Raw genomic sequence first — 20,688 nt, forward strand, 5'->3', positions numbered from 1 at the left:
ATTCAATATAACTATTATCTAATAATAAAAACTGCCTTTTCCCTCTTATAAATTTTACTTATATAAATTTGAAACAGCTTTTTATTATAGCATAACTTTAATATGTAATGTTTAAAATCATACAACGCAGCACTGGATACAGAAAGGAGATAATTATGGACTACACTACAATAGAAGAACTAATGAAAAAAGCACATGAAGCTGAAGGAAAAACATTTGGTGAAATCGATACAACTGACCGACTCGCAAATGCAAAATCAAAAGGTGGGCTAGGGCAAGTAATTGAGGAAAGCTTCTTTGGATATGAAGTCAATTCGAACGCAGAAGCTGATTTTAAACACCTTGGTATTGAACTAAAAGTAACTGCATTTAAACAAAATAAAAACGGTTCATTATCAGCCAAAGAACGACTAGTCTTAAATATTATCAACTATATGGAAGAAGTTTATACACACTTTGAAACATCAAGCTTTTGGAAGAAAAACGAAAAACTACTATTAATGTTCTATGAATGGGTACCTGGTGTAGACCGTAAAGATTTTCATATTACAAAAAGCCTTCTGTTCACCTATCCTGAAGCTGATTTAGAAATAATTAAACAAGACTGGGAAACCATCGTAAATAAAATTCGTTCCGGCAAAGCACATGAATTATCCGAAGGTGATACAAACTATTTAGGAGCTTGTACAAAAGGTTCCAATAAAAATTCACTTCGCTCACAACCGCATTCTGAAATTCCAGCAATGCAAAGAGCTTTTTCGTTAAAGCCTTTTTACATGACAGCACTAGTTCGCAGGTATCACCTAAACGAAGAACTAGTAAGTTTTACAACAACAAATGAACTAAAAGGAAAATCTTTAGAAGAAATCCTTTATTCAAAATTTGAAAATTACATAGGCTTAACTGATCAAGAAATCGCTCAAGAATTATCTATCGAGTACAAACCTACAACCAAGAACTTTGTTCCATTACTAGTAAGCTCTTTACTTGGTATTAAAGGAACTCGACTCGATAAAATTGAAGAATTTGCAAAAGCCAATATAGAGTTCAAAACAATTCGTTTAGAACCAAACGGAAAGCCAGAACAAAGCATGTCATTTGAAACGATTGATTTTCATCAATGGACAAACGAATCATGGGAAGAAAGCGAAATTCGAGAACGCTTCTATCAAACCAAATTTTTATTCGTAATTTTTGAATTTAACCAAACAAAAAAAGAAAACCCAAACCGTAAACTCTACTTTAAAGGCATTAAGCTTTGGAACATGCCTGTCCCTACAATAGAAAAAGAAATACGTGAACTATGGGAAGAAGTTAATAAAGTTATAAATGAAGGTATTCAAATTGAATATAAAAAACGTGGTGATAAAGAAGTTGAATTAAACAACTTACCAAAAATGACTTTCAACGGTGTTACACATATTAGACCAAAAGCCCGCAATGGTGCAGATAAAGTAACTTTACCTGATGGTCAGCACATTACAAAGCAGTGTTATTGGTTAAATAATTCGTACATTGCTCAAATTATTAACAAGATGGATAAATAACTATTCCTTCCTACTCTTTTTCATTAATAAAAGTGGATTATAGCTAGATGATATATAACTTATCCAGCTATAATCCATTTAATATACGCAAATCATTAAAATTATCTACGCCTTCATTATCATTGAAAATACTTCTGATAATCCTCTTCATTTTTAAATTCAATCGGCCCTACATCCATTCGAAACTTCCCGTTCTCGTACAACAGTGGCGAAGCTTCTGAGTGATCTTTCGAGTAACTTTCTACATGTGAAATTTTCATCTCATTTGAATTGGTGAAATCAATATGAGCAATGCACACCCAATAAGCATGGTCATTTATTTCTAATAACGGTGCTGTTACAACGCTTCCCATATGATTATCGACAACAGCTTTAGCCTTCATAGAATAGAAACTACCTATTCCATTTCCGACAGCACTATACGCAGCAAATAAAATATATTTTAAAGCTTCTGGTCGGTAAATACGGATTGTTTCTTTTCCTGGTTCTTGCGAATCACCATCCAACACAATATACGGTGCCACTTTAGATGAACCTAGATTTTTATAATAAACCTTTCCTATCTCTCCATTAGTTGTCACGTAAAAACAATATAAGTCTAGGTCTTTATTTGTTTCCCACTCTAAAGTAGCTGTTACCATTTTAGATTTTTGTATATTTATAGATTGTTTTTTCTTCAATTCAACCTTCACTGCATTAATAGTTTTTTGTACTGGAGGCGGAGTAGGAATTATTTTCTTCTCTACAGAAGGAGCAGTTTGTTTTTCATCATCTGCAATCTCTATTCCAAAACTTGTACACAATGCAGCTAACCCACCAAAATAGCCAGATCCAATAGGATTGAACTTCCATCCTCCTCCATGTCGATATAACTCTCCAACAATAATAGCACTTTCATCTGTAAATGGATGTGTGATAGGAAAATGAATAATTTCTAATCCTGATTGTGCGTTACTTATTTTCAATTGAATATGGGAAACATCTCGTAGCGCCTGTTTCTTCTCTTCAGCATTATGAATTGTAATCGAAAATACAATCTTTTGTACCTCATCTTTTATATGCGTAAAATCTATTGAAAACCTTTGTTTACTTCCATTTGTGATATTTTGATTTAATTGAACAGATCGACAACTAGAATATGGTTGTCCATAGAAAACGAAATCCTCTTCTTTAGTAATTTTCCCGTTAAACCCTACTAAAAAAGCTGATGCATCTGCATCCATATTCATCGGGGCATTCCAAGTTAAATCTACCAGTAATCCTTTCATCTCTGGATGATTCTTTGTAACGTCTATCTTTTGTCCCCTTACTAAAGTATGTATCATCATAATTCCCCCGTCTTACACCTTTAATATTTTTTATTCAGTTTAATTATACTCCTCTTTAGATTTCCCTTTCTATCTTAAATATGAAACCCTAATAATGAATTATCATTATAAAAGGAAAAATCTATATAAAAACTTATTGAATCAACTAATCTGTATTTAAAATTCTAAATAAATATACTAAGAATGATATCAATATTTCATGAATACAGGTGGCTAAAATTACTTATCAACTCTAGCTCCACCAACCATCCCCCTATACCACCCACTACTCTCCTCCCAAAACCCACTACTCTCCCCACTCCCCTTATAAAAACTCTCCCAACCCCGCTCCCTCAAAATCCCCTTCCAACTATCACTCTCCACCATCTTCTTAATGACACTATCCCAATAAGCAACTTCTTCCTCCGTCATATCTTTCGGGCCCATAATTCCCTTCCAGTGCTGGAAGATGACGTCGATTCCTTGTTCTTTCCATGTTGGGATTTCTGGTAGTCGGTCTAGGCGTTTTGGTGCGGATACGGCTAGTATTTTTATTTTGCCGGATTTGTATTGTTTTTCGGCTTCGGATAGGGTCATGGTTGCGGCGCTGATTTGTTTGTTCGTTAGAGCGTTTATGATTTTTTCTTTGTTTTCGTAGACGAAGAATTGTAGTTCGGCAGGGTTTATGCCGAATGCTTTGCTTACTTGTATGAATGATAGGTGATCGTCGTTTCCTAGGCCGGGGGCAACGCCGATTTTGAAGTTTTTCTTGTCTTGTTTTAGTTGTTCCATTAGTTGTTTTGCGTTTTCTATATTTGATTCTTTTGATACGACAACGACTTCCCAATCTGATGCGAGTGTTGCAAGTGGTGTGAAGTCTTTATATGTTAGTTTACTGTGGCCTAGTAGGTTGTTCGTTATGAGTAAGCTTGAGTTAATCGCCAGTACGTGGCCGCCTTTTTGTTTCGTATATTTCCATCCGACGTCACCGCTACCACCAACTTTGTTTGTGACTGTGATTGGTTTTGTGAAGATTTTTTCTTCTGTCAGCGTTTTTTGCATCGCTCGTGCTGTTAAGTCCCATCCCGCTCCTTGAACGTTTGGCGCAACGATTTCTACTTCTTCTATGTTTACTGTATTCGTTTGAGATTTTTCCGAAGAACAACCAGCTATTACTCCTGTCATGATCCATATACATAGTAATAATTGTTTTTTCATAGTCCTCGTCCTATGCGATATTTTCGTTCTGGACGTCCGATAATGCCGTATGTGTACTCTACTGTGCATTCGTTTGTCGCTACTAAGTATTCTAAATATCTTCTTGCGGTTGTTCTGGAGGCACCCATTTGTTCTCCCATTTCTTCTATTGTAATGCCCTCTTCAAATCCTTTTATAATTCCTTTCACTTTTTGCAGTGTTAACGGATCCACACCTGTAGGTAAGTTTTTTATGTCTTGTGTTTGCGAAATGCCGAAGAAATTATCTATGAGTGTTTGATTTACTTCACTGTTACGATGTAATAATTGCTTCTTTCTTTTATAGTCTTCAATTGTGCGAACAAATTTTTCTAACGTGACTGGTTTTATAAGGTAGTTACTTACGCCGTTTCGAATTGCTTTTTCTAGCATATAGTTTTCATTCGCCGCCGTAACCATAATGACGTCAACATTTGGAAAGTCAGCATGAATTTGTGGCAATAAGTCGGTTCCGATTCCATCTGGTAAATAGTTATCTAATAGAAGCAAGTCGATTTCTTTCTTTTGTAGTAGTTCCATCGTTTCTTTCGCGTTCAATGCTTTTCCGATTACTTTTACGTCCTTTATTTTTGATAAAAACTCCTCTTGAATTTGCGCGACGCGGAAATCATCTTCTGCAATTGCAACCTTCAACATATGCCCATCCCCCTGTTTGTCATGTACTTTCTCTCAATGTTTTTGGAAGGTAAATTGTAAAAATAGCTCCCCCATTTTTCTCGTTTTGAATTTCAATCGTTCCTTCTAGTAGATCTACCATTTCTTTCACGTTTGCTAGTCCGTAACCACGATTGTTTCCTTTCGTTGAAAATCCTTTTTGAAAAATGGTCGTTATTTTTTCTGCCGGTATCCCGATCCCGCTATCTATCACTTCAAACACAATATCGTGCCCAATATCGGTAACAAAGAAAGAAACACTCTTCTCCTCTTGTGTACTCACCGCATCAAACGCATTGTCGATTATGTTTCCAAGTATCGTAATAAGGTGCGAAACTTTTATATGGTCTGGTAACGGATGAAGCGCACTATCTCCTTCAATATGAAAATCAATTTTCTTCTCAGACGCTGTTCCGATTTTTCCTAATAAAATAGCTTGTACTTTCGCATCATGAATTTGATGGAATAAAATATGGTTTTGACTTTGATGAATGTTAGATTCGTGTTGGATAAATTCAATCGCTTCTTTGTAATGTCCTAACTGGAGTAATCCTGATAGGACGAAAAGTTTATTTGTAAATTCATGTGTTTGAGCGCGTAAATCCTCAGAATACTTTCTTACCTCAGATATCGTATTCACTAAGTTTTTCAGTTCTGTTTTATCTCTAAAACTACATACAACGCCTACCGTATTATTATTTTCAAGTATCGGTGTCCTATTTAAAATAAACACTTTATCTTGAAACGCGATTTCTTGATCATTTTCTAGCACTCTTTCCATATTAAATTCCGGCAAAACTTTTGAAATGTGCTGCTGCATATAATCACCATTTACATGCAGCATTTCTTCTGCCGACGTATTCATCATCGTAATAAAACCATTTTGATCGATGGCTATAATCCCTTCTTTTATAGAAAGTAGTATCGCGCTTCGTTCCCGGTATAACGCTGCAATTTCATTCGGCTCTAAACCGAGTGTATCTTTACGAATGCTACGTGCTAAAAGAATGCCACCAACAATTCCGGCTAGTAATACAGCTAAGGAAAAGAGTATAATGTCTTTCGTTCTGCTCAGTATGTTAGATTCGATACCTTTTATTGAAAACTCTACTGTCACAACACCTACGACTTGATCGTAGTCTCCGTTATGAACAATAATGGGTGCCTTTGCCATTAAAGCCGGACCACTTTTCCCATTGCCTTCGAGCGTATAATAGCCACCAAAAGTAAGTGCTTCATAGTTATATGGATTGTTACTCTTTGTGCCAATTAACTCCGAATTAGAATGAGAATACATAACCCCTAAGCGATCTTCTATAATGACATAATCTGCACCAGCTTGCTCACGAACTTGTTCCGCAATGGATTGAATGGTACTTTTATGCTCGTTATTTTGAAAAGCATCTTTTATAGCAGGCATAAAAGAAAGCGACTTCGCTGTTTGCAGTGCTAGCTGCTCCACTTGTCGCTTCGTATCAACGGACTGAATGTACACAAATATTCCCGCTAATAGAAGAACGACAAATAAAATTAACGTAATAATTAAGCTTACTATTTTCGTTTGTAATGACACTTTGCGTGATTTCTTCATGCTTCATATCCTTTGATAAAATATTCTAAACTATCAATCTCCTTTTTCTATTATTATGACAAAACTAATAATGAAGCAACTATTAAAACTCTCCATGTACATAAAGTACAAAAAGAATAAAATTGTCACAATATTGAGATTTTATTCTATAGACAGTACAATTCAACTACAATAAAAACGCTTTCATATTTAACTTTTATTTCTAAGCAAGAGGAGGAATTATTATGGCTCAAGCAAACTCAAAACGAGTCGCCGGCAATATTTTCAAAGGTTCTGTCGGCAATTTAATTGAATGGTATGACTGGTACGTTTACTCTGCTTTCGCTGTTTATTTTTCAGCTGAGTTCTTTCCTAAAGGCGATCCAACGAGTCAGTTACTGAACACTGCGGCTATTTTCGCAGTTGGGTTTTTAATGCGCCCTATCGGAAGTTTATTAATGGGACGCTATGCCGATCGGCACGGACGCCGGGCAGCGTTAACACTTTCGATTACAGTTATGGCCGGTGGTTCTTTAATTATCGCCTGTACACCTAGTTACGAAAGCATCGGGATTATGGCACCAATTATATTAGTTCTTGCTCGTTTACTTCAAGGGTTATCACTTGGCGGAGAATACGGAACTTCCGCAACGTATTTATCTGAAATGGCTAGTAGTGGTCGCCGCGGTTTTTATTCAAGCTTCCAATATGTAACGCTCGTTGCTGGACAAATGGTTGCGTTAGGTGTTCAAATTGTTCTTCAGCAATTACTAAGCGAACCAGATATGAAATCTTGGGGCTGGCGCATTCCATTCATTATTGGAGCGATGGGCGCAGTAGCTGTATTATGGCTTCGCCGCACGATGGATGAATCGGAGCAGTTCTCAAACATAAAATCGCAAAAACGAGAAAGCGCAGGAACTGTTCGCGCTCTTATGAAACACCCGAAAGCAGTATTAACAGTAGTCGGTCTAACACTAGGAGGAACTGTTGCATTTTATACGTACACAACATATTTACAAAAGTTCATGGTAAACACAGTCGGTCTCCCGAAAGAAGTTGTAAGCTGGATTAACTTTGTCGCACTACTTATTTTCGTCGTACTTCAGCCAATTGCAGGGCTACTTTCCGATAAAATCGGACGCCGCCCACTATTAATGGCATTCGGTATTCTCGGAACGTTACTAACAGCACCAATCTTCTTCTTTATGGAAAAAACGACAGAGCCAATCGTAGCATTCTTACTCATGATGATCGGCCTCATTATCGTTACTGGTTACACATCCATTAACGCAATTGTAAAAGCCGAACTCTTCCCAACTGAAATTCGCGCACTTGGCGTAGGTTTACCATATGCACTAACAGTTGCGATATTCGGCGGAACAGCTGAGTTCATCGCATTATGGCTAAAGAGTATCGGAATGGAATCACTATTCTACTTCTACGTAGCTGGATGTATCGCAATAAGCTTTATTACGTATTGGCGTATGGATGAGTCATCGAAGACTTCGCAGATTGAGGCGGAGCTTAATGGTGGAGATAAACTAGCTAATAATAAATCTAGTTAAAATTACGTATTCTATGTTCTTCGTTTACCTGAACTCGATTTTCTTTTTCTAAAAAAGCATAATTCATTCATATACAATTTAAAAACCTCTACTTATATGTAGAGGTTTTTGTATGACGAAAAAACACGTAGTTCCATTGTTATTTTACAAACCCCAAATTCTTCCTCCTCTTAAAGTGGAACAAATTTATTACTTAGAGTGTCTAATAAGTGTATTTCTAATATGAGTTGTCCAGATTGGATACAACATATCCCGTTTGACATCTATTTTTATGTATTATAAAAAAATGAAAGGACTTATTATTCCCAAAAGTAAAAAACATGTATTGTAATACTTTCACAGGTGAACCATTACAAGTGGAAACAAAAAAGAAATAACGCAAACTGTGACTTATCAATCCTATAAAGTGAAACTTTAATCAGCGGGGGTCTTACTGCCCGGCAAATAGCGGGATAAATGTTTTGGATGTCATTTAACCTGTGAAATTTTAGCTGCAGTAGTATTGTTACCCAATGCCATCTTTAATTGCATTGGTATTTAGAATACCTAGACAAAATCCATATATTCTTGAAAGAGGTTGAAAATTTATGTTCGTTTTAAACAAGTTCTGTAACATTTTACATTACAAAAAGATTGTACCTGTAGTATTACTTTCATGTGTATCACTTATAGGCTGTTCCAATAGTAATGCTCAATCTGAACCACCTAAACAAACGAATCAAGCTAATCAAATTAAACAAGAAAATACAGGAAATCAATCTTTTGCTAAACTTGAAAAAGAATATGATGCTAAGCTTGGTATTTATGCACTGGACACAGGTACGAATCAAACTATTGCTTATCATTCAAATGATCGTTTTGCGTTTGCATCTACATCTAAATCATTAGCTGTGGGCGCTCTTTTACGCAAGAACTCATTAGAAGCTCTTGATCAAAGGATTACGTATACTCATGAAGATCTTTCTAATTATAATCCAATTACTGAAAAGCATGTTGATACAGGAATGACGTTAAAAGAACTTGCAGATGCTTCTGTTCGATATAGTGACAGCACAGCACATAATTTGATTCTTAAACAGTTAGGAGGTCCCTCTGAATTTGAAAAAATCTTGAAAGAAATGGGAGATACTGTTACTACTTCAGAACGATTTGAACCTGAATTAAATGAAGTGCATCCAGGAGAAACACATGATACCAGTACACCAGAAGCAATAGCTAAGACACTTCAATCATTTACATTAGGAACTGCACTTCCAATAGAAAAACGTGAACTATTAGTAGATTGGATGAAGAGAAATACAACTGGAGATAAATTGATTCGTGCTGGCGTACCAAAAGGATGGGAAGTAGCTGATAAAACAGGCGCGGGATCTTACGGAACAAGAAATGATATCGCAATTATTTGGCCACCAAATAAAAATCCGATTGTTCTTGCTATACTTTCTAATCATGATAAAGAAGATGCTGAATACGATGATAAACTTATTGCAGACGCAACCAAAGTCGTGTTAAATACCTTAAAAGCTACGGAATAAAGGATAATAGGTTAAAAGTTTTCTATTTTGGCGGGTGTTTTCTCTAGTAGGAGTTGTACCGTATTTTCATCAACTAAAAATTTAATAGTGTCTCAAAAACGAAATTTGGCGCTCCCCCTAAAGCATCTGGACTATAATAGCCAATTAAAAAATGCAAACAAAACGACCCTTAATCAGTCGTTTTGTTTGCATTTCCTTTTTCTAAAACCACAGAAAAGATAAGTACTATAGTTAACAGCATAATAAACCTTACTTCACTTCCGTCACTTACAAAAAATGAATACAAAGTATAAATTAAAATTAATATTCCATAAATAATTTTGTGCAATGTACTCCCTCCTTTTTGCCGTATATATTTTAGTATAAAAATTTGATTCAAGTCCTATATCCAAATGAAAATAAAAATCACCTGTGATATACACAAAGTACTTTTCTCTTGTTTATTTATCTATTTCACTATATTTATCTATTTTCTTTTTATAACTCAAACTTCTTCGAATCCTACTTTTCTAGAATTTGCTACAATTCATTTTGTTCATATGGAATATGCTTATCTGTCTGTACATCTTCAACATTTGCTCCACCTGCTAATAATCTCCTGTACATAAAAGAGTGCCCTGTTAATACTGTTTTAATCATTTTGTATTGCCCTCCTTTTGTTTGATTACTTGTATCATAAAATAAGTATCTGAAGTTGATATGTAGTCTATCTAGAGTGTATGTAAATTTAGAAAATCTCTAATAAAATGTTTGTATTGTAACGTTACCACCAAAACTATTGCCCTAAACACCATGATTTGAAGAGATAGGCCCCCACGTTCTAGTCTCAATTCCTCCTACAGTTCTATATTCAGTAGAACTAGTTAATTCCTATAATATAAAAAGAGCACCACTTTTTGGATGCTCCTCGTTATAACTATATATTATTTAATTTCCTTCTTTTGCTGGTACCATTTTTCCTTCTTGAGAATCCGTACCCTCTGTTCTTTCAACAGTTTTTGCATGCTCTGGTTTTTCAGGGGCTCCCATTTCAAATCCAGGTTGAGAATCTGTACCTTCTTTTGTTGGTACCATTTTTCCTTCTTGAGAACCTGTACCCTCTGTTCTTTCAACAGTTTTTGCGTTTCCTTTAGGAGTTGCTGGCACTGCATCTTTAGGTAAATCAAAGTTTTGTGAGAAAGACGTTGTTCCATCTGCACTCTGTGTAATTACTTGATTTGAACTATTTTCATTTGACTTTAAATTGTCCATTTTCGCATCATCTGCACCTCCCGCTACTAATCCTGTACTTAAAAGTGCTCCTGCTAATAATGTTTTAAACATCTTTCATTACCTCCTGTTTATTTATAATATTCATCAAAAAAGTATCTAGAGTTAATGTTTTAGTCATTATCTTTATCTACTTGCTTTTTGATTACATTTAGCATAAGACAAGAATCTATAGTTGATATGGACTGTATCTGGAGATTATGTAAAGAAAAATGGATGATCCATTGTATATCCTAATGGATGCTTAGACAAGATTGAAACTTTATATGAGTTTGAACAATTGAGTTCCCCTTTGTTTTTGGGTGTGAGGTTTTTAGCTGGAGTGGAGTGAGGGACTAACCTTTTCTAATATAAAAGCAAACTTTTTATTATTAGTTTACATTCATTTCCCCTTAAATATTGACTTCTCAACAATTCCCTTTGATATCCTCAATTTATATAACAAAAGTATACATTCAAAACACTGTAAATAAAGTGGTCGAAAATCCATGGACAAAACACCACATCTCATTGATGTCCAACCCATCCGTAGTAAAGAACAGATCGAAGATATGAAATGTTCCCTAAAACGCCACTGTTCAAAACGAGATTATATTTTATTTCTAATTGGAATCAATACAGGATTGCGTATTAGCGATCTACTCCAAATCGAAACACAAACTATATTAAAGTTAAAACGAAAAAAGAGAAAAGAATTCAAGATCAAAGAGGGAAAAACGAAGAAAGAACGTATGATTAACCTTACTTCTATTTTTGACGAAGTATACTCTTATAGCCAAATACTAGAAAGTACCTGGTTATTCCCTTCTCGAAAAGGAGATCAACCCATTAGTAAGATCCAGGCTTATCGACAATTGCAAAAAGCCGGAGATTTTGCAATTGTAGAGTCCATTGGTACCCACACCATGCGAAAAACCTTCGGCTATTGGTTCTATAAACAAACAAAAGATGTTGCTATGTTACAAGAAATTCTTAACCATAGCACACCACACATCACCCTGAAATATATTGGAATTAATAAAGAAGAAAAAGATAATATTCTTGATACATTTCAAATTTAATTTACTTAAAATTACTATTTCAATCATCATAAAAAAGACCTTTTATTTTAAAATAAAAGGTCTTTTTTATAAACATATATGTATTAAGATTTATATTTTTTTACTGTACAAGGAATAGTTACAATGTACAAATCTATAGCATAGATTGTAACCCAGATACCTTTACCTTCAGCTTCTAACTTTTTATCTAGTTGAGACAAATGCTCTGAAACTTTTCTTTTTCCCCATCTTCTAGGAAACCATTGAAAAACCTTAGGAACATTATATTTTTTATTATACCAAGTATTCAATCTCCAAAAAATGAAAAAAACCAAAACAATAATTATGATACGAAAAATATCAGAATATGAAATTCCTAAAACCATATTATATTTTCTCCATTTCCACTAAAACTCAGATAATTTACTTCTTAATTCTAATTCATCCTCTGTTTCGAAACCCTTAAATAATAAATGAATTATTTGATTATGATTAAAAAACACATTATATTCTTTTGATAAATTACCATGAGGATATGGACAAGAAACATAATCCCATAATTTATTATCAGCTTGTTGTTGCTTTCTTCCATAAATCATAAGAGGTTGATTAATTTCTTCTATAAGAACTACAGAACCAATTGGTAATAATTCGCCTCCAATTGGTAATTTTGGTATATGTATATTTCCCATACAAAACTCCGCCTAAATAAACTAATCATTATTTTAAAAATAAAGATGTAATTTTATAAAAAATAAAAAAGGCTAATGGCATCACTATTCCAAAAATTAGAGATAATATCATTTTCTCTTTAAAAGTAGCATCTGCTCCAAACCAAAGAGCTAATAAACTAGAAGGAACAGCAATAAGACCGAAAATAATTAAAAGCTTTTTAAACACCTGCAATGAAAGCAAAAAACTTCCCCCCTTATAAATTATAACATCCTAACCCTTTTCTCTACTTTTCTACTCCAAGTTTTATTCCTAAACCAATACCAAGACCAACACTGAATTCATTTTTCAATCCAAATTTGGCCTCTCCACCTATACTACCCTAAGCTACATCCCCACCAACAACTAATTTCCAATCAGTAAAAGGCAACTCTAGTTTAACTTCTCCCTCAACCTTAGCTAAATCAGCCTTTGCACCAAAACCATAATAACCATCTTTAGCGAAAACACTAGCCTCAGCATCTCCCAATTTAACATGTAATGTTCCAGAATCATGATCTACACCAATGTCATTAAAAGTACCAGCAATCTTTGCTTCTCCACCTATACCTCCACCAAATTGAGCTTTAACTTCAGCCCTTAACAACTGTTCATGAATTGTAAAATCTCCTGCTTTAAAACCAGCATCTATCAATGCACCTTTTGCTTCTCCACCAATTTTATCAGTGGAAATGAAAACCTTCCATCTTCAGATAGGGCGATGACAATTATTGAAAATGAAGCAACTCTAAAAGGTATCGCGAACGAACTGAGAAGTTATAATCCAAGTGAAGAATATAATGAAGTGCAAGCAAAAGTGGAAGAAGTACCACCAAAAATAGACAAATTTATAGACTTACTAACAGAAGGTTTATTAAGCGAAGACCCTGCTAAAGTTCGCCAAGCTAGTGAAACGTTTGATTTTATAATAAAAACAATGAATCAAGCAGCTGAAATGTTACTTGAAGTGGACAAAAATAAACAAAAATAACGTGAAAATTACATATATCTCGTAATCAAACAACCTCAAAATCTCTAACCATGCTCAATGTTTTTGAAACATATCAACTAAAACTTAATTTCCCTCTCCATATGATACACAGAGTGGAAAATAGAAAGTTGATTCATGGTAGCATTATATATATCAAATATATGGAGCTTACTAGGTATGAAAAATTCCGAGGCATTAAAGGTAATAGAAACTAGCAACCTAAAAGAAATCCCTCTAAAATGATTGTTATATATGATCAAAAATGTAGAATGGGATTAAAGATAAAAAACACTTTTAGGAGGTTATCATGACATTTGATGAATTGAAAAAAAACAAACCAACAGCCTCATGGGTTGAGTATGATGAAGATGGGGAATTTTTCACTGAAGAAAATATAAGTGCAACAAATAAGGTTCTTGACACTTACATTAACCATTTACAGCAATTAGGTGAGAATCCAACCGAAGTCGAAGTAATGCAAGTTGTTAAAGAGGTAGTTATTAAAATAAATGAACTAAATATCGAACATGACCATTTTATCGAAACAATGGAAAGAGAAGATCTCTATGGATTTATCGATACAGCAGCACGAATAGCTGGCTTAGAATCCGAAGAAGATATAACAGAAGAATGGCGGGAATGGTAACAAAGGCTGCATTTACTCCTCCATAAAAATTTGTCCCTTATTCTCCAATTGGAAAATAAGGGACAAACAAAGACAATCTACCCAGCTCCCCTAAGGTTTTAATGGTTTAATATTTTGATTTTCAAGTTTGCCTTCACAAATTCCTGTTAACACCGATAATAAAAAAACAGGCCGTAAAACGGGCGATCAATTTGATCATAAAGGTTATACGCTTCGCCAAGTGGAACATCCGAATCATGTGGTTGTTCATCCTGTAACACTTACTAACAGCAAGTAGAAAACGTTTGGATAAATAAGAAGCAAATAAATTATTAAAGGGTTGTAACCCCTACTATAAGAAATACTATTATTACCAAAGGAAGAATAATAATCATAAAGGACACTATTATTGTTAATAATGCTTTCCATGCTGAAAATTGGTGTGCTTCTCCTAAACATTTTAAGGAAATAATGATTGTCCAAATTCCAATAACTATATCAATTATGGCAAAAATAAGAAACACAATCGTTAAAGTTATGCTACTCTCCATTTTCGGTGTCTCACTCGTAAAGTTTTCTATCCCAAACAAGAAAAATGAAGGCACCCAAACTAATATAAGAGAATAAACGTAAGGGATATAAGAATAGGCAACTGAGTAACGTGTTTTTTCAAAGGTACCTTGTCCACCAAGTTTTTTTGCCACCCAATTAAATAACGCTGGTAGCAAAAAATAATAAATTAAGAAAGCAACGAAGGTACCGAATATAACTATTGAGATTAGTGAAAATGGACTACTTATTGAATCCGCCATATTTTTAGAAGATGCTCGATCTAAAGTCTGTACGAATGAGCCTAATAAAATGAGTAAAAACACATTCTTAGGTTTGGATATAAAAATTTCTTTCATTGTATCACGTGGTTTTGTCCAAATGGAGAACCAAGGATTAAGTGCACGTTTAAATTGATTTTCTGGAGTTTCCATATAAAAAACATTCCCCTTTCTTAAAACATATTAAATATAAATCCCTAATTATCCCAGTTGTGTACATAGAAATATTAAAGCATAAATAGTCGATTATTTAAATATAAATATTCAATCATTTAATTTCATCTGAAACTTAGGGGGAGTGCTTCTTAGCAATTACCTCTATATTGTCTTGCATTTTTAACTATGGGCTGAGTAGTTACTTTCATTTTTGAGTACCTCACATTCTTTAATACATTGGATAAACAGTTATAATCTTATCATTAATAAGAACAAACCTAATTTCCATTCCTTCAGATGTTTTACCAGAATATAATCTTCCACTTATACATCTTTTATTACTATAAGTCTCGTGAATGGCTTCCATAAGAAGAATGCGATTATATACTTGAAATGCAACAAATTCTCTTTAAAAGCCTATACGTATTTTCCCTCCATCTTCTATATGCTTCCTTAAATAATAATACCTATGAAGTTCCATAATAAAATGAAACAACATAAACGAAAGCATTGAGTATACACACATTAATACAATTGCTACTGTCTTTTGTGTTGCAAAACCAAGACTGATATTAGCAACGAGTTGACCCAACCCTATAAAAACCACTACTCCGAAACCAGAGTTTTTTTCGATGACTTTGATTTTTTGATTGGTTCCTGAAGTTTTTTTAACTGAAATAACATCAAGAACTTGCAGATTTACAATGTTAAATATCTATCAATATGATTTATTCTATTGATAGATATTTAATTAATTTTACACTTCAGCTAAGGCTTACAAGTATCTCGTATGGCTTATCTCAAAATCCTTATCGATGTTAAAGTTATTCATTTTTAAGACTAGAAACAAATTAATATTGTAAATTCACATTTTAGGGGTACTACCCCATTGCTATCAAGCTAATATTTTGAAGCATCCCCAAATCAAAAAAATTGTACATTTTCATCTGGAGATGTCAATTTTCTCGTTTTGGGGTATTGTTTTTCTTAGGGTGATGGGCATGTGGCAGTACCCCAATTGTGGATTTGTAACAAAAAAGAATCCTTGTTCATCAAGGATTCTTTAACAAAAATTTATAAATTGTTTATACAATATTATTAGCACTTACTTTATTATACTTTTAATATCAATAATTACTGAGGAGAATGATTGTGATAAAATTCTAATCACACCTTCTGGTGAAGAACCTTTTTTATTCAAAATATATTTGGCGTTAAAATGTTAACGTAATTCCTTATTTATCGTTCTCGCCATCATAGTCGCAAACTGTTCTCGTTTTAACGGATCCCCTGGTCCGAACATTCCATTGCCATATCCAACCGCAATACCATTTTTGGCTAATGATTGAATGTACGGATGTGCCCAATAATCTTTTGGAACATCTGAAAATTCTTCGCTGTGTGTCCCATTTAAATTATAGTTACGAGTTAAAATAGTTGCCATTTCAGCACGGGTTAACACGCCATTTGGATCGAAATATTTTTGGCCGCTGTCGTTTACTTTGCCTGTAACAATACCTAATTCAACTGCTTTTGCAATTTCTTTGTACCCATAAGTACTAGGATTTACGTCGATAAAATTAGGATTGGATACATTAGATACATCTTTAATACCTTTTTCGTTCAAAATCATAAAAATAGCTTGTAAACGAGTGAGTCTGTCTTCTGGTTTGAATGTCCCGTCTGGGAAACCTGAAATAATTTTCTTTTCAGCTAGAAAATTAATATAAGTCAAAGCCCAGTGGTTAGTAGATACATCTTTAAATTGCGTTTTTGGTTCAGGTTCAGGTTCAGGCGTAGAAGCCGGAACTAGGTCACTTTCGTTATGAAGGCGGTCTACTGCTGAAACTGCGTATGTGTAGTCACTACTATTCGTTACTGCCTTGTCTACATATGATAGTACCTTTGAACCGTTGTTACGAATTGTTGTGACAATCACAGATGAGTTGTTTCCGTCGATTAGTTGTCCTCTGTTAAAACGATAGATAACGAAATAGGCCGCGTCATTACCAGCATTGTTATTCCATGAGATTGTTGCACCGTTAGAGCCGTCTGTCACAGAATGTATAGAAGGCTTACTTGGCGCAGAGTTATCTAACCAGGGCATAGTTGGAATTAATGCTGGGTATTTGTACGCATTTGCTCGTAATTGATCTTTGATACCTAATATATTTGTCTTTAAATTGCGGTAACTAAAGAACATACTTCCTTTTACATTTTGAAGTGTTGAGTTAAGAGCCAATTGATTGTTTGTCTCAGCCGGGTTCTCCCAGGCCTTGTCCGAATCGTTATTAATCTTGTAAGCAGCTTGTCCAATGTATAGGTGTATGTTCTTTCCTTGTGCTTCGTTGTTCCACCATTTTGTTATTACGTCATAGTTTGCGGCATTATAGCCTATGCTCCAATAAACTTGAGGTGTTAAATAGTCCACCCATTCTTTATGCACCCATAATCTTGAGTCAGCATAGATGTTGTCGTAAGCGGATAAGCCATTTGTCTCAGAACCTTGTGTGTCATTATGTTTGTTTCTCCAAATACCGAATGGGCTAATTCCGAATTTCACGTGAGATTTTGTTTGTTTAATACTTGTTGATAAATCGCGAACAAGTGTGTTGACATTCTCACGTCTCCAATCGTCTTTATTTTCACCTTTCCCGTATGTTTCGTAAGTTGTTTCATCCTTGAAATTTTCCGCATCTGCGTATGGATAGAAATAATCATCCATATGAATCGCGTCTACATCATAGTTTTGGACAATTTCGAGAGTGCTATTTTTAATATAGTCTCGAACAGCTGGGATGCCAGGGTTATAGAGCAGTTGCTTGCCGTGTTTAACAACCCAATCAGGATGTTGTTTAGCTGGGTGATTTACAGCTAGTTTGTTTACATCTTGGTGACTTGTTGTAATGCGATATGGGTTCAACCATGCGTGGAATTCTAGATTGCGCTTATGCGCTTCTTCTACCATAAATGCTAGTGGGTCATAGCCTGGGTCTTTTCCTTGTGTACCTGTTAAATACTCTGACCATGGGCTATGTTTTGATGGATAAAATGCATCACCAGTTGGCCTTACTTGTACAACAACAGCATTCATCCCCATTGATTTAACATCATCTAAGATGTTAATAAACTGTTTCTTTTGTTCATCAGCGCTTGCACCTTTCACTGGCCAATCGATATTGAACACAGTTGAAATCCAAACGGCACGTAGTTCACGTTTTTTATTTATGGCTTGTTGTTCTGATGCTTCTACGCTAGAAGCAGATATAATAAGTGCCAGAAACAAAATAGGAATGAGTAAACTCTGAACGCGCCCCCTACTTATTACTTTTTTTATAAACATATTTATTTCCTTTCTCTCTTTGCGATATAACAATTAGTAGATTTTTTGTTTCCTAGAATCAAAAGGTTATATATTCCAAATGATATTATAACATTTTATATGTTTTCCGTCACAATTCCCTCATTTGGTACCTCTACTAAGCCAGGAGAAAACCTTTCTAAAATTCCATCCCCCTATTAATTCATCATCTTCAAATACAAAATATTTCACACTTACCACTCCTTAATTAATAATTTTTTGCTCTTGATGTATTACTTCTTGCAAAAAATATTATTTAGTCCACTAAGTAAAAGTGCCAAGCCGTGGAATAGATAAGATAAGATAAAATATAATTTGATTTACACAAACAAATAAACCTATTGCAGATACAATCATCAAAAATCCAGCCTCTTTCCATGCACCCTTAGCGTTTAGAAAGCCAAAGAATCCTAAAATAGGGGTCACTATTCATGCCCATCAAGCTAAGAAAAGCAAATACACCAAAACGAGAAAATTTGCATTTCCAGGTCGAAATATACATTTTTTGAGTTTTGGGTGCCACTTGGTGAGCATAGGATACCAGAAAAAACGCATTAAGATCAGTATTTATATACCATTTCGTGTAATACAAAAGGAATTGGTTCATTATTAACCAAAGTGTATGTTAACTAAATGAATTCATTCATATACAGTACTACAAAATACATAATTATAACATTATATAACGATAGTTAATTATAATCCATTTAAGAAACTAGTAAAATTAAGGAGAAACATTGTATGGGGAAAAAGTATTGTTCTTTGGAGATTTTGGAATTGACGATACAATAGCTATCATAACATGGGAAAATAATATTCGGATGGGAGTCCAATACATATTATTAAAATTAAGATGGTTCAAGTCGCAGGAAGGCACCTTTGGGTGTCTTTTTTTACGGCAATATATTAATATTTTCTTTTTACAATTGATAAGAAATTTCACATTTTGTAACGATATCTAATGGGCTTTTGAGCAGTACGATGGACGTCAACAAGATTGTAGTTCCATTGTACTTGAAAACGCTAGATATACTATTATTTGATTTCATCATAAAAGAAAGCATTTCCAAAACAAAGAAGTGAAATTTCACCAAAAACAAGAAGAGTGCCGATTGGCTCTCTTCTTATTTTTACTTAATCTATTAATATAATATCGTTCCAGCAGTATATAAAAATGACCCTTAAGCAAACTTTCCATTTTGGTTTGAAGCAAATTCTACAAAGATTTCCTGACCTCTTGATAGAAATGAACTACGTCGCAGTAGGAGTTATATCCACAGCTGTAATTTTACAAGTTGAAATAGCAAACCTAACGGTTGTAGTTGGGTTTATAGGTAATGTACCTAGTACTATACCTAGTCCTGTTTGTTCCACGTTAAAATCTGCTGCAATAGAACCATTACTTGCTAAAAGACTTACTGTAGATCCAATAAATGCATCCAATAATTGTCTAATTGGTCGTTCACGACATTCACACTCACATCCTACATCGACAGGTGGAAGTAATGTTATAGGTGGTCCTGGCGGTAAAAAACCTACCCCTGTTACATCAGAAATATTGACCACGAAGGTTGCGGTGCCGTCTGTAACTGTAACTAAAAAATCATTCACAGACGTGATAGTAAATAAAAAGAAAAGTGGTGGCGTGTTGGGCGTATCTGCAATTGTGCCAAGAATCACAGTCTGTCCAATAAGTTGTTGTAAAACGTTCTGCATAGGGAAAACACAGCAATCACAAAGACAGCCTTCAGTTGCTCCTGTGGGACCTGTTGAGCCGGTTACTCCAGTCGGACCTGTTTCTCCCGTTGGACCGGTTGGGCCGGTTGCTCCAGTCGGACCTGTTTCTCCCGTTGGACCGGTTGGGCCGGTTACTCCAGTCGGACCTGTTTCTCCCGTTGGACCGGTTGGGCCGGTTGCTCCAGTCGGACCTGTTTCTCCTGTTGGACCGGTTGGGCCTGTCGCTCCTGTTACACCTGTTAATCCAGTAGGGCCTGTTGGACCAGTGGGTCCTGTAGGCAAAGTAAACGGCGGAATAGGTGGTAATGTAGGACCCAGTAAATTCGGATCAAACGCTGCTCCACTCAAAAACTCATTTTTTCCATTCATGTACACACCTCCTTACAATGCTTGTATTTATCATAATTATTAAATGCTAATTACTAGATAAATGATCTTCACATAAGCGGAAGCTCTCTTTTTTTATTTTCATTCGACAAAATAATATTTGGATGGGAGTCCAAATATTATTAAAATTAAAGTGGTTCAAGT

Annotated in this window: 19 protein-coding genes and 1 pseudogene; 6 read left to right on the top strand and 14 right to left on the bottom strand. The window is 34.8% G+C overall.

What is annotated here, in order from left to right:
- The first annotated feature begins 155 nt into the window (after positions 1-155).
- Complete coding sequence (locus QCI44_RS23430) at positions 156-1,547, top strand: Sau3AI family type II restriction endonuclease (protein WP_353811460.1); 1,392 nt, start codon at positions 156-158, stop codon at positions 1,545-1,547.
- 119 nt (positions 1,548-1,666) lie between these two features.
- Here the strand turns inward: QCI44_RS23430 and QCI44_RS23435 are convergent, their stop codons facing one another.
- The 4 genes from QCI44_RS23435 to QCI44_RS23450 form a co-directional block, all read right to left on the bottom strand.
- Complete coding sequence (locus QCI44_RS23435) at positions 1,667-2,872, bottom strand: TerD family protein (RefSeq protein ID WP_016133769.1); 1,206 nt, start codon at positions 2,870-2,872, stop codon at positions 1,667-1,669.
- Between the two features lie 222 nt (positions 2,873-3,094).
- Entirely contained in the window at positions 3,095-4,072 is a 978-nt protein-coding gene (locus QCI44_RS23440) for a tripartite tricarboxylate transporter substrate binding protein (protein ID WP_016133768.1), read from the bottom strand.
- Positions 4,069-4,746 carry a response regulator gene (locus QCI44_RS23445; protein WP_016133767.1) on the bottom strand — a complete coding sequence of 226 codons (678 nt, stop codon included), beginning with the start codon at positions 4,744-4,746 and terminating at the stop codon, positions 4,069-4,071. Before QCI44_RS23445 ends, QCI44_RS23440 begins: the two co-directional genes overlap by 4 nt.
- A gap of 19 nt (positions 4,747-4,765) precedes the next feature.
- Complete coding sequence (locus tag QCI44_RS23450) at positions 4,766-6,355, bottom strand: ATP-binding protein (RefSeq protein WP_353811461.1); 1,590 nt, start codon at positions 6,353-6,355, stop codon at positions 4,766-4,768.
- Between the two features lie 224 nt (positions 6,356-6,579).
- Between QCI44_RS23450 and QCI44_RS23455 the strand changes: the two genes are divergently transcribed.
- Both QCI44_RS23455 and blaIII read left to right on the top strand, forming a co-directional pair.
- A complete protein-coding gene (locus QCI44_RS23455; protein WP_353811462.1) occupies positions 6,580-7,902 on the top strand; it encodes an MFS transporter in 1,323 nt (440 codons plus the stop codon).
- 587 nt (positions 7,903-8,489) lie between these two features.
- Entirely contained in the window at positions 8,490-9,437 is a 948-nt protein-coding gene (gene blaIII / locus QCI44_RS23460) for a class A beta-lactamase BlaIII (protein ID WP_353811463.1), read from the top strand.
- 169 nt (positions 9,438-9,606) lie between these two features.
- On the opposite strand, the gene QCI44_RS23465 is transcribed toward blaIII, so the two are convergent.
- Together QCI44_RS23465 and QCI44_RS23470 are read right to left on the bottom strand one after the other, a co-directional pair.
- Positions 9,607-9,765: a hypothetical protein gene (locus tag QCI44_RS23465; RefSeq protein WP_000548946.1), complete on the bottom strand. Its 159-nt coding sequence runs from the start codon at positions 9,763-9,765 to the stop codon at positions 9,607-9,609.
- 599 nt (positions 9,766-10,364) lie between these two features.
- Positions 10,365-10,760, bottom strand: a complete 396-nt coding sequence (locus QCI44_RS23470) for a hypothetical protein (RefSeq protein WP_000477315.1) — start codon at positions 10,758-10,760, stop codon at positions 10,365-10,367.
- A 434-nt stretch (positions 10,761-11,194) separates the two neighbouring features.
- Between QCI44_RS23470 and QCI44_RS23475 the strand changes: the two genes are divergently transcribed.
- Positions 11,195-11,767 carry a tyrosine-type recombinase/integrase gene (locus QCI44_RS23475; RefSeq protein WP_016133761.1) on the top strand — a complete coding sequence of 191 codons (573 nt, stop codon included), beginning with the start codon at positions 11,195-11,197 and terminating at the stop codon, positions 11,765-11,767.
- An 83-nt stretch (positions 11,768-11,850) separates the two neighbouring features.
- Here the strand turns inward: QCI44_RS23475 and QCI44_RS23480 are convergent, their stop codons facing one another.
- The 4 genes from QCI44_RS23480 to QCI44_RS23495 form a co-directional block, all read right to left on the bottom strand.
- Positions 11,851-12,132, bottom strand: a complete 282-nt coding sequence (locus QCI44_RS23480) for a hypothetical protein (RefSeq protein ID WP_000242739.1) — start codon at positions 12,130-12,132, stop codon at positions 11,851-11,853.
- A gap of 21 nt (positions 12,133-12,153) precedes the next feature.
- The gene (locus QCI44_RS23485) at positions 12,154-12,438 is read right to left on the bottom strand and encodes a DUF4176 domain-containing protein (protein WP_016133760.1); all 285 of its coding nucleotides are present in this window, start codon (positions 12,436-12,438) and stop codon (positions 12,154-12,156) included.
- A 28-nt stretch (positions 12,439-12,466) separates the two neighbouring features.
- Entirely contained in the window at positions 12,467-12,661 is a 195-nt protein-coding gene (locus QCI44_RS23490) for a hypothetical protein (RefSeq protein ID WP_016133759.1), read from the bottom strand.
- A gap of 139 nt (positions 12,662-12,800) precedes the next feature.
- Positions 12,801-13,112, bottom strand: coding sequence for a hypothetical protein (locus QCI44_RS23495; RefSeq protein WP_016133758.1), 312 nt, complete (start codon positions 13,110-13,112; stop codon positions 12,801-12,803).
- Between the two features lie 66 nt (positions 13,113-13,178).
- Between QCI44_RS23495 and QCI44_RS23500 the strand changes: the two genes are divergently transcribed.
- Positions 13,179-13,448, top strand: coding sequence for a hypothetical protein (locus tag QCI44_RS23500; RefSeq protein WP_016133757.1), 270 nt, complete (start codon positions 13,179-13,181; stop codon positions 13,446-13,448).
- A 307-nt stretch (positions 13,449-13,755) separates the two neighbouring features.
- Positions 13,756-14,094: a hypothetical protein gene (locus tag QCI44_RS23505; protein WP_016133756.1), complete on the top strand. Its 339-nt coding sequence runs from the start codon at positions 13,756-13,758 to the stop codon at positions 14,092-14,094.
- A 311-nt stretch (positions 14,095-14,405) separates the two neighbouring features.
- On the opposite strand, the gene QCI44_RS23510 is transcribed toward QCI44_RS23505, so the two are convergent.
- From QCI44_RS23510 to QCI44_RS23525, 4 genes and pseudogenes are all read right to left on the bottom strand, one after another.
- Positions 14,406-15,056 carry a Yip1 family protein gene (locus tag QCI44_RS23510; RefSeq protein ID WP_016133755.1) on the bottom strand — a complete coding sequence of 217 codons (651 nt, stop codon included), beginning with the start codon at positions 15,054-15,056 and terminating at the stop codon, positions 14,406-14,408.
- A 412-nt stretch (positions 15,057-15,468) separates the two neighbouring features.
- Positions 15,469-15,731: pseudogene (locus QCI44_RS23515) on the bottom strand (hypothetical protein); the annotation flags it as partial.
- Between the two features lie 550 nt (positions 15,732-16,281).
- Positions 16,282-18,402 carry a family 10 glycosylhydrolase gene (locus QCI44_RS23520; protein WP_116363251.1) on the bottom strand — a complete coding sequence of 707 codons (2,121 nt, stop codon included), beginning with the start codon at positions 18,400-18,402 and terminating at the stop codon, positions 16,282-16,284.
- 1,269 nt (positions 18,403-19,671) lie between these two features.
- Entirely contained in the window at positions 19,672-20,526 is an 855-nt protein-coding gene (locus QCI44_RS23525; RefSeq protein WP_199641912.1) for an exosporium leader peptide-containing protein, read from the bottom strand.
- Positions 20,527-20,688: the final 162 nt, after the last annotated feature.

Source organism: Bacillus cereus group sp. RP37 (genome assembly GCF_040459695.1).
Lineage (GTDB): Bacteria > Bacillota > Bacilli > Bacillales > Bacillaceae_G > Bacillus_A.